This is a genomic window from Massilia sp. LjRoot122 (genome assembly GCF_964252725.1).
In the GTDB taxonomy this organism is placed as follows: Bacteria; Pseudomonadota; Gammaproteobacteria; order Burkholderiales; family Burkholderiaceae_D; genus Telluria.
Genome location: NZ_CAXUPB020000004.1, coordinates 56,118 through 68,356 on the forward strand (window position 1 = coordinate 56,118; position 12,239 = coordinate 68,356).

The following is a 12,239-nucleotide window of genomic DNA, read 5'->3' on the forward strand; positions in this document are numbered from 1 at the left end:
CTACGGGCCGCAAACGACAACCCCCGGCAGCCGCTTGCGGCTGCCGGGGGTTTTTTCATGGCGCGGCGAAAAATCCGTTCAGCAGAGCTGGCCGCCGAAGGGATCGGTGACGATTCCGTTGGCGTAGTCGATCCCGCTCAGTTCCTTGTACTGTTCCATCGTACGCGCGCTGCCGAGGCCATAGGCGCCGGGCAGGCCGTCGCCGGTCAGCAGCCGGTTCAGGCGCTGCTTGGCGCGTTCGGTCAGGTAGGCCGACTGGAAGGCGCGCTGCGCATCGGTCTCGCCGTGCCAGTGGTGGGTTTCGTAGGGCGTGCCTTCGGTCTTGTACAGGTGGTACACCGGGGTGGTGAGCGGGTGGAAGATGTCCCAGCCGCGCGTGAAGGCGCGCACCGCCAGGCTCTGCTCCTCGCCGTGGAAGTACAGGTAGGGGTCGTAGGGCACTTCCTCGACAAAGGCGCCGGCCGCGAACAGGAAGCCGGCCGAGACGTGGCAGCCCATTACCGGTTCGCTGGTGAACAGGTGGCGCGCCATGAAGCGCAGCACGGCGTCGCCGGGCGTCGGGTTCTTTTCCGGATGCGGGCGCAGCACCAGCGCGGTGCGGCCCTCGCTCGGGGTGTACTGCGGCACGCCGTCGACCATGTCGAAGCGGTAGGGATAGGTGCTCACGATCGGCTTGGCCGAGCGTTCGCGCAGCCTGGCGTGCAGGCTGCGCAGCTGCTCGTCCCAGCCCGGCTCGAACAGCGTGTGCGAGTCGACCTGCAGCAGGAAGGCTTCGCCGTCATACAGCGAAAAGGCGGTGCTGCGCGCCCAGCTCACGCCCAGCGTGTCCTGCGGATGCAGGTGCACGTAGCGCACCTGGCGCGCGAAGGGCAGGGCGGCGATCGCGGCGCGCTGGTCCTCGACGTGCTGGTCGACCACGCCCAGCGACAGCAGCTCGGGACGGCTGGCCTTGGCTACCGCGTCGTTCAGGGTGAAGAACAGCATGGGGTCGAGGTAGGACGCGATGCTGATGAAGATGGTCGGTGAAGCGGTCGGAGTCAAGAGGCACATCCTTTGGGTATGTTGCCGTCGGCCTTGAGTGCGCGTTGCACCGCCGACGCGGGAAGGTTCATCAGGAGCCGCACCAGTTCCGGCTGGCGGTTGGTCGCGGTTTTCTGGTAGATCGACATCAGCTGCTTGCGCACCGTGTCGTACTGGACGCCGAGTGTATCGGCAATGCTCTTGAGCGGCAGGCCGTCGGCCAGCAGCGAGGCGATGCGGCATTCCGCATGCGACAGGCCGAAGGCGGCCGCGAGCAGGTCCGAATCGATTTCCTGGGCCGAGCTCGGATGGTAGAAGAACAGCATCACCAGCGGGCGCAGGCCGAAGCTGCCCATGGTGCGCTCCGGTACCAGCATGGTGAAGAAGCCATACAGGACGTCGGGTGCCTCGCCCGGTCCGCTGCTCATGTGCAGCGAGCGGAAAGGCTTGTCGGTGTCGACGCCCGTGTCGGTACGCACTTGGTGCTCCAGTTCCGCACACTGATCGAGGAAAGCGCGGTGATAGGCGAGCGGCAGTACCAGGCGCTTGTCCGCCACCTGCACCAGGCTGGTCGAGCCGAGCAGGGAGCGCGCCGCCTCATTGGCCAGTACCACGTCTCCACTGGTAGTGAGCAGCATCACCGGCTGGCGCAGCTTGTCGACCAGCGCATGCCCGACCAGGGCCTGGGCCGAATACACGAACTGGGCCACGCCCATGCGGGCCGCCCGCTGCAGGTGTGGACGCAGGCTGTCGAGGAAGGCCTGGGCCTCGGGCGGCATCGGGCCCTCGCCGGGTCGGCGCAGGCAGGCCATCAGGACGGTCGCTTCGCCGTTCTCGACCAGCTTGCAGGCCGTCAGGTAGCGCGCGCCGTGCGGGATCAGGAACTCCTGGTAGAACGGGTCCCCGGCCACGAAGGCCTCGTCGAAATGCTCGTGGCAGTGCAGCCAGTCTTCCGTCCATTTGGTACGCATCAGTTCGACGCGCGGATCGATGAACTGGTATTTCTGGATGTATTCGAGGTCGATCTGCGGCGCCATGTCGGCGCCGTCGCTGTACGACAGCGCGCCGTGCCTGGCATCGAAGGCCAGCAGGTGGACCGCCCGTCCGCCGACCGCCTCATGGATGCCTTCCAGTACGGCGCGCCAGCCGGCCCTGTTTTCCAGGGTATCGTAGATGAGGTTGACGACGTGCTCGAAGCGCGCCTTGAAGTGCTCCAAAATTTACTCCGATCAATGATTCGCATGCATCGTAACTGATGCTGGAAAGCATTGGAACTGCCGGTTGCTCATCTGCCACGACAATATTTCAATATGGCAGTTTCGCCAAGCTTCAGGGTGCGCTGGGTGCCGGCGAGCTCAGGAGGACCGTCCTGACCGCGCCGCCGGCGTCCGGCGTCAGCTGGTAGAGGCGATCGTATTCATCGTCGGCGATGTCGGCGCCGGGCGCGCCGCCGAACAGGCGCACCAGTTCCGGCAGGGTGTTCGAGTGGCCCACCACCAGAACCGGGCCGGACAGCGCCTTCACCTTCTCCACCAGCGCTTTCGGCGCACGCGGGTCGTACAGCTGCACCTCGAGCCCGCTGCGCTGGGCCAGCGGCTGCGCGGTCTGGCGGGTGCGCTGGGTCGGCGTGCTGAACACCTGGGTAATGCCCACCCTGGACAGGATGGCGGCGATCGACCGGGCCCGTGCCTGGCCTTGCGGGGTCAGCTCGGGGTCCAGGCCCACGGCCGCCTTCTCGCCATGGCGCACGAGGTAGATCGCGCTCGGCTCGGCCAGCGCCGCGGCGGGCGCGAGCATGGCCAGGCTGAGGGACAGGCAACGGAACAGGCGGGCGGGCAGACGCATGGACATCCTCTTCAGGTAGTGACAAAAAGCGCAGGGTAGCATGGTCATGCCTGTTTATTCAGGCCTTTGCTGCCGAGTTGTATTTTCGTGCGCACGCTTCGCGCTGCCGCGACACGTCCGCCCTGCAGGACTACTCTATGCCCGAGCCCGTCGGGCGATCCCAGCGGGCTTTTTCCAGAGGAGAGAGAAGATGGAAAAACGACTTCTGCTGGGCGCGGCCGCACTGGCGCTGGCCGCCGGCGCGCAGGCCCAGGAAACGACATGGCGGGTGGAATTCCTCGATGTTTTCGGCCGCAGTTACAACTGGAGCCCGGATCCGACGCCATCGCCGCCCGTTCCGAGCACCTTGACGGGTCTGGTCAGGGGCGAGGACCGTAACCGCGACGGCTGGATCGACCGGTCGGAACTGAGCGAGCTCAGATTCGGCAACGACGGCATCTCGGGGAACTATGCCACTTGCGGCACCTGGGGCGACATCAACAACCACTGCACCCTGGACCGCTTCACGTTCTCGCCCGACGGGCCGCTCGGTCCCACGTTCGAGATGACGGGGCGCTGGGTCCAGATCCCGTCGGACCGGGAGTCGCGCATCATCTCGGTGGAAACCGGCGAGGCGTACAGCTACGAGTTCTACAGGGACAGGTACGGCTCGTACGCCTGGACCGAGGATACGACCTTGCGGGTGACGCAGGTGTCGCCGGTGCCCGAACCGGCCGGCGGCCTGCTGCTGGCCGCCGGCCTGGCGGTGCTGCTGGGCCGGCGCCGCCAGGTCAGAGCTGGGTGAGCGAGATCGTGTTCGCCGCCGGCGTCGAGCACGGCTCTTCGTCGAAGGCGATGTCGCCCAGCGGATTCGGCACGCCGTCGGTCTTCAGGTCGACGAAGCCGAACAGGTCGCGGTCCTGCAGGTGCGAAGGCACCACGGTGCTCAGGGACGAGAACACGTTCTCGACGCGCCCCGGATGCTTCTTTTCCCAGTCGCGCAGCATGGCCTTGATCTGCTTGCGCTGCAGGTTTTCCTGGGAGCCGCACAGGTCGCACGGAATGATCGGGAAGCCTTTGACTTCCGCATAGCGCTCGGTGTCGGCTTCCTTCACGTAGGCCAGCGGACGGATCACCATGTGCTTGCCGTCATCCGAGACCAGCTTGGCCGGCATGCCCTTCAGCTTCCCGCCGAAGAACATGTTCAGGAAGAAGGTTTCGAGGATGTCGTCGCGATGGTGGCCCAGTGCGATCTTGTTGCAGCCGAGCTCATCCGCCACGCGGTAGAGGATGCCGCGCCGCAGGCGCGAGCACAGCGAGCAGGTGGTCTTGCCTTCCGGGATCAGGCGCTTGACGATGCTGTAGGTGTCCTGGTTCTCGATGTGGAAGGGGATGCCCAGCTTCTCCAGATACGCCGGCAGGATCTCGGCCGGGAAGTTCGGTTGCTTCTGGTCGAGGTTGACCGCGACGATGTCGAAGTGGATCGGCGCGCGCTCGCGCAGGGTCATCAGGATGTCCAGCAGGGCATAGCTGTCCTTGCCGCCCGACAGGCAGACCATCACCTTGTCGCCGTCCTCGATCATGTTGAAGTCGCCGATCGCCTGGCCCACCAGGCGGCACAGGCGCTTGTGCAGCTTGTTGTTCTCGTACGCGAGCTTCTCCGCCTTCTTGGCGGCGTCCGCGTTCAATTGATCGAAATCCGCTTCGCTCATGCCTCTTCCTTCACCTGGAACACTTCCACGCCCACGCCCTCGCAGTCCGGGTAGACGTCCGGCTTCATGGTCGACACGCGTGCGGCGCGCACGCGCGGGTGGGTCAGCATCGCCTTGACCACGTCGTCGCACAGGGTTTCCTGCAGGTGGATGTGGCCCTTGGAGATGCGCTTGGCGATGGTCTCGCGCATGAAGTCGTAGTCCACCACTTCCGACAGCTGGTCGGCCTTCGGGGTCGACTGCTCGAGCGGGATGAACAGGTCGACGTTGATCAGGACACGCTGTTCCGCCCGCTTTTCGAAATCGTGCACGCCGATGTTGATCATCACTTCGTAATTGCGCAGGAACAGCCGGCGGCAGTTGCGCAAGCTCGGGTGGGACAGGGCGGATAGCATGGGTAAAGCCTTATGAATGGTTATGTGGTTCAGTCAGGAACATCACGTCGCGGCTCGATGGCGCCAGGTGCTGGCCGCCATCCACCAGCAGGGTGGTGCCGGTAAGGGCGCGCGCGCCCGCGGCATACACCACCGCGTCCGCGATGTCCTGCGGGGTCGAGGAACGGCCCAGCGGCGTCATCCGGTGCGCCTGCGCGAAGCCTTCCTCGCTCTGCTCGCCCGACACCATCGTGATGCCGGGGGCCACGCCGACCACGCGCACCGTGGGTGCCAGCGCCTGGGCCAGCATCGTGGTGGCCGCGTGCAGCGCCGCCTTCGACAGCGTGTACGACAGAAAATCCGGGTTGAGATTGTACAGTTTCTGGTCCAGCAGGTTGATCACGACCGACTGGGCACCTAGGGGTGTGGCGGCATGCAGGGCCTGCGCCAGCAGCAGCGGCGCCGTCAGGTTCGCTCCCATGTGGGTGGCGAGCAGGGCCGGCGAGAAACTTGTTGCACTGTCGTATTCAAACAACGATGCATTGTTGACCACACAATTGATCAACCCCAGTTCCGCTGCCACGCGGCCGGGCAGGGCGCGTACCGCGGCCTCATCCAGCAGCTCGCATTGGAACAGCGCGGCACGCCGGCCGAGGGCGCGGATGGCGTCCGCCGTCTCTTGCGCTTCGCGTTCGGAATGGCGGTAGTGCACGGCGACATCCCAGCCGGCTGCGGCCAGGCCGAGCGCGATCGCGCGTCCCAGCCGGCGGCCGGCGCCGGTCACCAGGGCGAGCTTCGGGGCAATGTGGGCGGATTCCGTCATTGATCAAATGCGTGTGCTGGGGTTGATGTGTACCGGCGCCATGCCGTTTCGCTACAATGCCGGCATGTCCCTGCCTCTACCCGCTCCCGACGCCCTCGCTGCGTCCCAATCCCTGCAACACCTGATCGCCGCCGAGATCGAACAGCTCGGCGGGGCGATGGCATTTTCACGCTTCATGGAACTGGCGCTGTATGCGCCCAGGCTCGGGTATTACAGCGGCGGCGCGTCCAAGCTGGGCGCGAGCGGCGATTTCACGACCGCGCCCGAGATCTCGTCCCTGTTCGGGGCCAGCCTGGCGCGCGCGGCAGCCGCTATTATCGCCCAAAGCGCGCCCGAGATCATCGAATTCGGTGCCGGCACCGGCAAGCTGGCGCGCGACGTCATCAGCGCCCTTGACGGGATGGGCGTGCAGCTGCGCTCCTACACCATCATCGAACTGTCGGGCGAGCTGCGCGCCCGCCAGCAGGAGGCCCTGAAGGACTTGCCGCAGGTGCGCTGGCTGGACGGCATGCCGGATTCCTTCAGCGGCGTGGTGCTGGCCAACGAAGTGCTGGACGCGATGCCGGTCGAGCTGGTGATCCGCAAGGACGGCCGCTGGCAGCGCCAGATGGTGACCGTGGAAAACGGAGAATTCGCCTTCGTGCAGGGGCCCTTGCCGCACGAGCTTGCGCTTCACCTTGCGCGCCAGATCCCCGAGGCCGAGTACTTGCCGGAAGGCTATGTGACCGAGATCCACCCGGTGGCCGAAGGCTTCATGGCCTCGCTGGCCGCCATGATGAAGGGCGGGCGCGGCGCCGCCTTCCTGTTCGACTACGGCTTCCCGGCCCGCGAGTACTACCTCGACCAGCGCATGGGCGGCACCCTGATGTGCCACTACCGCCACCATTCCCACCCGGACCCGTTTTATCTGCCGGGCCTGCAGGACATCACCGCCCACGTCGACTTCACCGCGATGGCGCTGGCGGCGCAGGAGGCCGGCCTGCCGGTGCTGGCCTACATGAACCAGGCGTCCTTCCTGCTGGGCTGCGGCATCGGCGAACTGCTGATGGAAAGCGACCCGGCGGATGCGCTGCGCTTCCTGCCGCAATCGAAGGCGGTGCAGAAGCTGGTATCGCCGGCCGAGATGGGCGAGCTGTTCAAGGTGCTGGTGGTGGGGCAGGACGTGGACTTGCCGGACGCAATCGTGCGGGCTGACCGGACCCACCGCCTGTAGAATTTTTGACATCTTGCGTTCTGGACACAAATCCGGCTAAGCTGTACAACCCGGAGCGACCGCAGATCGACGACGGCAACCGCGCGCATCCCTGAGACCATGGCCAAGATCCATACCCACTATGACAACCTGAAGGTCGCGCGCGGCGCGCCGGCGGAAGTCATTCGTGCGGCGTACAAGGCCCTTAGCCAGAAATACCATCCCGACAAGAACCCGGGCGACGAAAAAGCCGCCCGCATCATGGCGATCGTCAACACCGCCTACAACACCCTGTCCGATCCGGTGCGCCGCAAGGAGCACGACGAATGGATCGCGTCGGAGGAGTGGGAAGTGGAGTGGCTGGAAAGCACCGGCGCCGAAGAGACCCCGGGACGTCCGGCCCGTCCCGATGCCTGGGAACCGCGCGTCCCCGAGACCCATGCGCGCCTGCGCCCGGGCCTGATGCGCGATCCGCGCTGGTGGCTGGGCCTGGCGACCTGCTTCGTGGCCGGCGCGGCCGCCGCCGTGTTCCTGGTGGAGCCGCCGCGCGGCAAGCTGCCGGCGGCGCTGGCCTGGGCCGGCAAGCCGGACCCCATCCCCAGCACGCCCGCAGCCGACCGTCCCGACGAACTCGGCACCGATGCCAGCACCGAAGGATGGGCGCGCCGTTTCGGCGGCGAAGGCAAAGAGCCGCCGCCCGAGATCAAGGCGCTCGCCGTGACCCAGCTGGTGGTGCCGGCGCGCGCCCCCGATTGCGGCACCGACCTGCAGACCCTGAGCGCCCCCAGCGGCGACCCGTGGCCGGCCGAGTCCGGCTACCTGCCGGGCTATCCGGTCGGCAACAGCGGCAGCGAGATGCAGGTCATGATCGACAACAGCAGCAATCCTTCGCCGGTCTTCGTCAAGCTGTATGACCTCGACCGTCGCTCGAACGTGCGTCACGCCTACGTACAGCCGCGCGCCACTTTCCTGATCGACAAGCTGAGCGCCGGCAAATATGAAGTCCGTTACCAGAACATCATCATCAGCGACGGCAAGTCCGAATGCCTGAACGGCCGCCGCGTCCCGCTTCGCCAGGCCGCCGCCTTCGCCCCCGGCGGGTGATTTGTGGTTTTTTTCGCGCAACAACTCAGGATTGCGCTGCGTCTTTACCCGATTTAAGTAATTTGTTCCCTCGCCGTAATATACTGGGCTGATGCAGCCAGCCCATGCAGCGGCTGCGGCATGCCCAACGCAGGCTTACGGACCCATGAACGAACTGGAAGGCCTCACGGCCCTGATCATCGAGCCCCATGCGGGCATGCGCGCCAATATCCACAGCATGCTCACCATGTGTGGCCTGACGCGCATCGAGCACGCCAGTTCGTCCAACCTGGCGGTCAAGCACCTCGGCCTGCGCAGCTTCGACATGATCCTCTGCGAATACGACCTCGAAGGCGGCCAGGACGGCCAGCAGCTGCTCGAGGACGTGCGCCACCACAAGCTGATGCCGCTGTCGACCATGTTCTTCATGGTCACTGCCGAGGGCAACCACAGCAAGGTGGTCAGCGCCGCCGAGCTGGCGCCGACCGATTACATCCTCAAACCCTTCACCGCCGACCGCCTGCTCGACCGCATCGCGCGCGCCCTCGACCGGCGCAGCGCCTTCCTGCCGGTCTACACCCTGATGGAAGCGGGCGACCAGCGCGAGGCGATCGAGGCCTGCATCGAGGGCGAGCGCCTGCATCCGCGCTACGCGATCGATTTCATGCGCCTGCGCGCCGAGCTGCACGTCTTCCTCGGCGAGCCGGACCAGGCCGAGCCGATCTACCGCAAGCTGATCGACATGAAGGCCATCGCCTGGGCGCGCCTGGGCCTGGCCAAGACCCTGTTCCTGCGCCGCCAGTTCGACGAAGCCAAGGGCATGCTGGAAGAGCTGGTCGACAGCAAGCGCAACTTCGTCGACGCCTACGACTGGCTGGCGCGCACCCATGCGGCGGTGGGCGACCTGGCGAAATCGCAGGCGGTCCTGAGCGACGCGGTGGCGGTGTCGCCGCATGCCGTGCGCCGCCTGCGCACCCTGGGCGAGACTGCCTACGAGGCCGGCGATACCGAGGCCGCCGAGAAGGCGCTCAAGCAGGTGGTCGCCAAGGCCAAGTATTCCGAATTCCGCGATCCCGAAGACCACGTCAAGCTGGTGCGCACCCTGGTCAAGAAGGGCGACCCGGTGGCCGCCGCCTCGGTCATCCGCGACCTCGACCGCTCGATGGGCGGGCGCCAGGGGACGCTGCTGTGCAGCGCGATTTCCTCGGCCCTGCTGCACGAATACACCGGCAACGAAGCCCGGCTGAACGAGTCGCTGAACACGGCGCTGGCCGCCTGCGCCGACGTACCGGCGCTCTCCGGCGACCTCAAGCTGGAGCTGGCGCGCACCTGCCTGGAAAACAATATGGAAGAGGGCGGCGCCGAGCTGGTGCGCGAAGTCATGCGCAACGCCGCGAGCGATGCCGCCATGCTGCGCGCGATGGGCGTGCTGGAAGGCGCGGGTTTCCCCGACCTGGCGCGCACCCTGGCCCAGGAAAGCCGCCAGCACGTGGTCGACCTGGTGGCCGACGGCGCCGCGCGCGCCCGCAGCGGCGACTACAAGGGTGCAGTCAGCATGATGCAGGAAGCCGCGGGCAAGCTGCCGAACAACCCCTCGGTGGCCTTCAATGCCGCGCTGGCGACCCTGCGCTGCCTCGAGCACGATGGCTGGGACGACAAGCTCGGCCAGCAGGCGGTCGGCCTGATCGGCAACGTACGCAAGCTCGACCCGGGCAACCCGAAGCTGGGCGCGCTGTCGGCGCTGCACCACCAGGTACTCAAGAAATACGAGCGCAACGCGCAGGGACGCCCGGTCAAGCCGGCTCCCGGAGCCGCACCCGTCGGGAAAGCGGCATAGGAAAGATGAGCTGCAATGTTTGATTCTACTGCGCCGGAAGGCGCGACCCGGCGCGTGCGCGCCGCCCTGATGCACAAGGTCTGCGGCGACGAAGAGATGTTCGCCCTCGGCGCCTCGATCGCCCGCGTGGTCGAGATGGCCTCCAGCGAGGACCAGGGCACCCACGACCTGGCCTATTACGTGGTGTCGGATCCCGCGCTCACCCAGCGCATCCTGCGTCTGTCGAACACCATCCAGTACCGCACCCCGGGCGGCACGCCGGTGACCACGATCTCGCGCGCGATCTCGCTGCTCGGCTTCGACAACGTCAGGACCACCGCGCTGGCAATGCTGCTGGTCGACGCGCTCGCCAGCTCGGAGCACGCCGTCAGCGTGAGGATGGAACTGGAGGCGGCCCTGTGCGCCAGCCTGGTGGGCCGCGACATGGCGCGCCACAGCTACTATCAGGGCGCCGAGGAAGCCGCGATCTGCGCCTTGTTCAAGAACATCGGCCCGCTGCTGGTGGCCAGCCACGAGCACGACCGCTACCGCGAGATCGGCGCCCTGGTCCTCGGTGGCAAGCACACGGTGGGGCAAGCCTCGCAGATGATCCTCGGGTGCAGCTACGACGCGCTGTCGCAGGCGGTGCTGACCGAATGGAAGATCCCGGACGTCATCGTGCGTGCCCAGGCTGCGCTGGCGCCGGCGGCGCTGCGGGTGGCGGCCAACCGCGGCGAGTGGATGCGCCAGGTGGCGGCCTTCGGCCTGGACATGGCGCGCCTGCTGGCGAAGACCCACGAGCCGGCCGGCTCGCCGGAGGCGAAGGCCCTGCTGGACCGCTACGGCGAAGCGCTGGACCTGGACCGCGCGCGCATGGACGAGCTGATGGCCTCGGTGCAGGAAGGCATGCGCGGCCTGCTGGAAAGCATGAACATGCAGCCTTCGCCCAAGAGCGAGGCGCAGGACGGCGGCGGCTTGCCCAACGTGCTGATGCTGGCCACGCTCGACGCCGGCGAGGAAGAGCAGGAAGGCACGCACCCGAGCGGCAAGCCGAAGAACGCGCGCGACCTGCTGCTGGCCGGCGTGCAGGACGTGACGCAGATGCGCGCCTCCGGCAGCAAGGTCAACGACGTGGTGCTGGCGGTGCTCGAGACCCTGTACGGCGCGCTCGGCTTCCGCTTCGCCACCGTCTGCCTGAAGGATGCGCGCACCGGGCAATACCGGGCGCGCGCCGTGCTGGGCGAGGACAGCGCCCGCCTGCAGGCCGGCTTCGCCTTTCCCCTTGCATCGAGCCGCGACCTGTTCCACCTGGCCATGGAAAACGACGCCGACCTGATGATCTCGGACGCATCCAGCCCCAAGATCCGCGACCTGCTGCCGGACTGGCACCGCAAGCTGCTGCCGGATGCGCGCAGCTTCATCGTGCTGCCGCTGGTGGTGGGGAAGGTGCAGCTGGGGCTGTTCTATGCGGACCGCACGCTGACTGCGCCGGAAGGCGTGCCGCCGGACGAAACCGCCCTCATCAAGGCCCTGAAAGGGCAGGTGCTGGCGGCGCTGGCCCCGATTTGATTCGTCCGCCAGGCCACCAGCCCGAAGGCCGTCGTCCCGGCGCAGGCCGGGACCCAATTCCGTAGAGTAGTGACGGGCGCATCCGCGAAGCGCGACAAATACGCACGCAAAATTGGGTTCCGGCCTGCGCCGGAACGACGGTTTTTCGGGTAACGGAAGAGAACACTACACGGGTCTTAAATGCCTTAAAACCCTTCCTCCAAACATTCCCTGCAATTCTCGCAAAATCACCCTTGTGGTTTTGCATCCCGCCCGTTACAATCACGCCCCGAAGCAACGCTGCTATGCGAAGCGGTCAAAGGCCGCTGAAACTTAGTTGACAATACGTTGAGCTTGCTTCATACTCTGCGGTTCTTCGCGGTGGGGTGGCCGAGTGGTTAAAGGCAGCAGACTGTAAATCTGCCCTCTCTGAGTACGCTGGTTCGAATCCAGCCCCCACCACCAAAAAGAAGAGTCGTGAAGTGAATTGAAAGAAGTTGTACCTCGCGGGTGTAGCTCAATGGTAGAGCAGAAGCCTTCCAAGCTTACGACGAGGGTTCGATTCCCTTCACCCGCTCCAGTGATTCGCGGTGTGTTTCAACACTGCACAAATAAGCCCTTGTAGCTCAGTGGTAGAGCACTCCCTTGGTAAGGGAGAGGCCACGTGTTCAATCCACGTCAAGGGCACCAGAATTTTGTACGGCAGTCCGTAGCGCTTGTCCGTCAGTCGTGCCTGGTAATTCTCAAAAAAATCGTTAGATCTTAGGAGTCTCAAATGGCAAAAGGTAAATTCGAACGGACCAAGCCGCACGTCAACGTCGGCACCATCGGTCACGTTGACCACGGT

Annotated in this window: 11 protein-coding genes, 3 tRNA genes and 1 pseudogene; 9 read left to right on the forward strand and 6 right to left on the reverse strand. The window is 65.9% G+C overall.

The window, feature by feature from the left end:
- Nucleotides 1-78: 78 nt before the first annotated feature.
- The 3 genes from ACSQ25_RS25300 to ACSQ25_RS25310 form a co-directional block, all read right to left on the reverse strand.
- Complete coding sequence (locus ACSQ25_RS25300; RefSeq protein ID WP_436108500.1) at nucleotides 79-1,041, reverse strand: GlcNAc-transferase family protein; 963 nt, start codon at nucleotides 1,039-1,041, stop codon at nucleotides 79-81.
- Complete coding sequence (locus ACSQ25_RS25305; RefSeq protein WP_436108501.1) at nucleotides 1,038-2,237, reverse strand: helix-turn-helix transcriptional regulator; 1,200 nt, start codon at nucleotides 2,235-2,237, stop codon at nucleotides 1,038-1,040. The genes ACSQ25_RS25300 and ACSQ25_RS25305 overlap by 4 nt, the downstream gene beginning before the upstream one ends.
- A gap of 112 nt (nucleotides 2,238-2,349) precedes the next feature.
- Nucleotides 2,350-2,865: a phosphoglycerate mutase family protein gene (locus tag ACSQ25_RS25310; RefSeq protein WP_436108502.1), complete on the reverse strand. Its 516-nt coding sequence runs from the start codon at nucleotides 2,863-2,865 to the stop codon at nucleotides 2,350-2,352.
- Between the two features lie 190 nt (nucleotides 2,866-3,055).
- On the opposite strand from ACSQ25_RS25310, the gene ACSQ25_RS25315 reads away from it, so the two are divergent.
- Nucleotides 3,056-3,649 (forward strand): PEP-CTERM sorting domain-containing protein, encoded by a 594-nt coding sequence (locus ACSQ25_RS25315; RefSeq protein ID WP_436108503.1) that lies wholly within the window; start codon nucleotides 3,056-3,058, stop codon nucleotides 3,647-3,649.
- On the opposite strand, the gene ttcA is transcribed toward ACSQ25_RS25315, so the two are convergent.
- The 3 genes from ttcA to ACSQ25_RS25330 are packed head-to-tail and all read right to left on the reverse strand — an operon-like array spanning nucleotide 3,636 to nucleotide 5,753.
- A complete protein-coding gene (ttcA, locus tag ACSQ25_RS25320; protein ID WP_436108504.1) occupies nucleotides 3,636-4,556 on the reverse strand; it encodes a tRNA 2-thiocytidine(32) synthetase TtcA in 921 nt (306 codons plus the stop codon). The two genes, ACSQ25_RS25315 and ttcA, sit on opposite strands and share 14 nt — an antisense overlap.
- Complete coding sequence (locus tag ACSQ25_RS25325) at nucleotides 4,553-4,951, reverse strand: dihydroneopterin aldolase (RefSeq protein ID WP_436108505.1); 399 nt, start codon at nucleotides 4,949-4,951, stop codon at nucleotides 4,553-4,555. The genes ttcA and ACSQ25_RS25325 overlap by 4 nt, the downstream gene beginning before the upstream one ends.
- 10 nt (nucleotides 4,952-4,961) lie before the next feature.
- Nucleotides 4,962-5,753, reverse strand: a complete 792-nt coding sequence (locus ACSQ25_RS25330) for an SDR family oxidoreductase (protein ID WP_436108506.1) — start codon at nucleotides 5,751-5,753, stop codon at nucleotides 4,962-4,964.
- 64 nt (nucleotides 5,754-5,817) lie between these two features.
- Between ACSQ25_RS25330 and ACSQ25_RS25335 the strand changes: the two genes are divergently transcribed.
- From ACSQ25_RS25335 to ACSQ25_RS25370, 8 genes and pseudogenes are all read left to right on the forward strand, one after another.
- On the forward strand, nucleotides 5,818-6,966 hold the full coding sequence (locus tag ACSQ25_RS25335) for a class I SAM-dependent methyltransferase (protein ID WP_436108507.1): 1,149 nt from the start codon (nucleotides 5,818-5,820) through the stop codon (nucleotides 6,964-6,966).
- A 99-nt stretch (nucleotides 6,967-7,065) separates the two neighbouring features.
- Nucleotides 7,066-8,049 carry a J domain-containing protein gene (locus tag ACSQ25_RS25340; RefSeq protein WP_436108508.1) on the forward strand — a complete coding sequence of 328 codons (984 nt, stop codon included), beginning with the start codon at nucleotides 7,066-7,068 and terminating at the stop codon, nucleotides 8,047-8,049.
- Nucleotides 8,050-8,194: 145 nt separating this feature from the next.
- A complete protein-coding gene (locus ACSQ25_RS25345) occupies nucleotides 8,195-9,865 on the forward strand; it encodes a response regulator (RefSeq protein WP_436108509.1) in 1,671 nt (556 codons plus the stop codon).
- A gap of 15 nt (nucleotides 9,866-9,880) precedes the next feature.
- Nucleotides 9,881-11,413, forward strand: coding sequence for an HDOD domain-containing protein (locus ACSQ25_RS25350; RefSeq protein ID WP_436108510.1), 1,533 nt, complete (start codon nucleotides 9,881-9,883; stop codon nucleotides 11,411-11,413).
- Nucleotides 11,414-11,772: 359 nt separating this feature from the next.
- Nucleotides 11,773-11,857 (forward strand) — tRNA-Tyr (locus ACSQ25_RS25355).
- A gap of 41 nt (nucleotides 11,858-11,898) precedes the next feature.
- Nucleotides 11,899-11,972 (forward strand) — tRNA-Gly (locus ACSQ25_RS25360).
- Nucleotides 11,973-12,007: 35 nt separating this feature from the next.
- A tRNA-Thr gene (locus tag ACSQ25_RS25365) sits at nucleotides 12,008-12,082 on the forward strand.
- Nucleotides 12,083-12,167: 85 nt separating this feature from the next.
- Nucleotides 12,168-12,239, forward strand: a pseudogene (locus ACSQ25_RS25370) (GTP-binding protein); the annotation flags it as partial.

Coding starts and splice junctions, on each gene's coding strand:
- ACSQ25_RS25310 (WP_436108502.1), bottom strand. CDS start 2,865: ATGCGTCTGCCCGCCCGCCTGTTCCGTTGCCTGTCCCTCAGCCTGGCC.
- ACSQ25_RS25315 (WP_436108503.1), top strand. CDS start 3,056: ATGGAAAAACGACTTCTGCTGGGCGCGGCCGCACTGGCGCTGGCCGCC.
- ttcA (WP_436108504.1), bottom strand. CDS start 4,556: ATGAGCGAAGCGGATTTCGATCAATTGAACGCGGACGCCGCCAAGAAG.
- ACSQ25_RS25325 (WP_436108505.1), bottom strand. CDS start 4,951: ATGCTATCCGCCCTGTCCCACCCGAGCTTGCGCAACTGCCGCCGGCTG.
- ACSQ25_RS25330 (WP_436108506.1), bottom strand. CDS start 5,753: ATGACGGAATCCGCCCACATTGCCCCGAAGCTCGCCCTGGTGACCGGC.
- ACSQ25_RS25335 (WP_436108507.1), top strand. CDS start 5,818: ATGTCCCTGCCTCTACCCGCTCCCGACGCCCTCGCTGCGTCCCAATCC.
- ACSQ25_RS25340 (WP_436108508.1), top strand. CDS start 7,066: ATGGCCAAGATCCATACCCACTATGACAACCTGAAGGTCGCGCGCGGC.
- ACSQ25_RS25345 (WP_436108509.1), top strand. CDS start 8,195: ATGAACGAACTGGAAGGCCTCACGGCCCTGATCATCGAGCCCCATGCG.
- ACSQ25_RS25350 (WP_436108510.1), top strand. CDS start 9,881: ATGTTTGATTCTACTGCGCCGGAAGGCGCGACCCGGCGCGTGCGCGCC.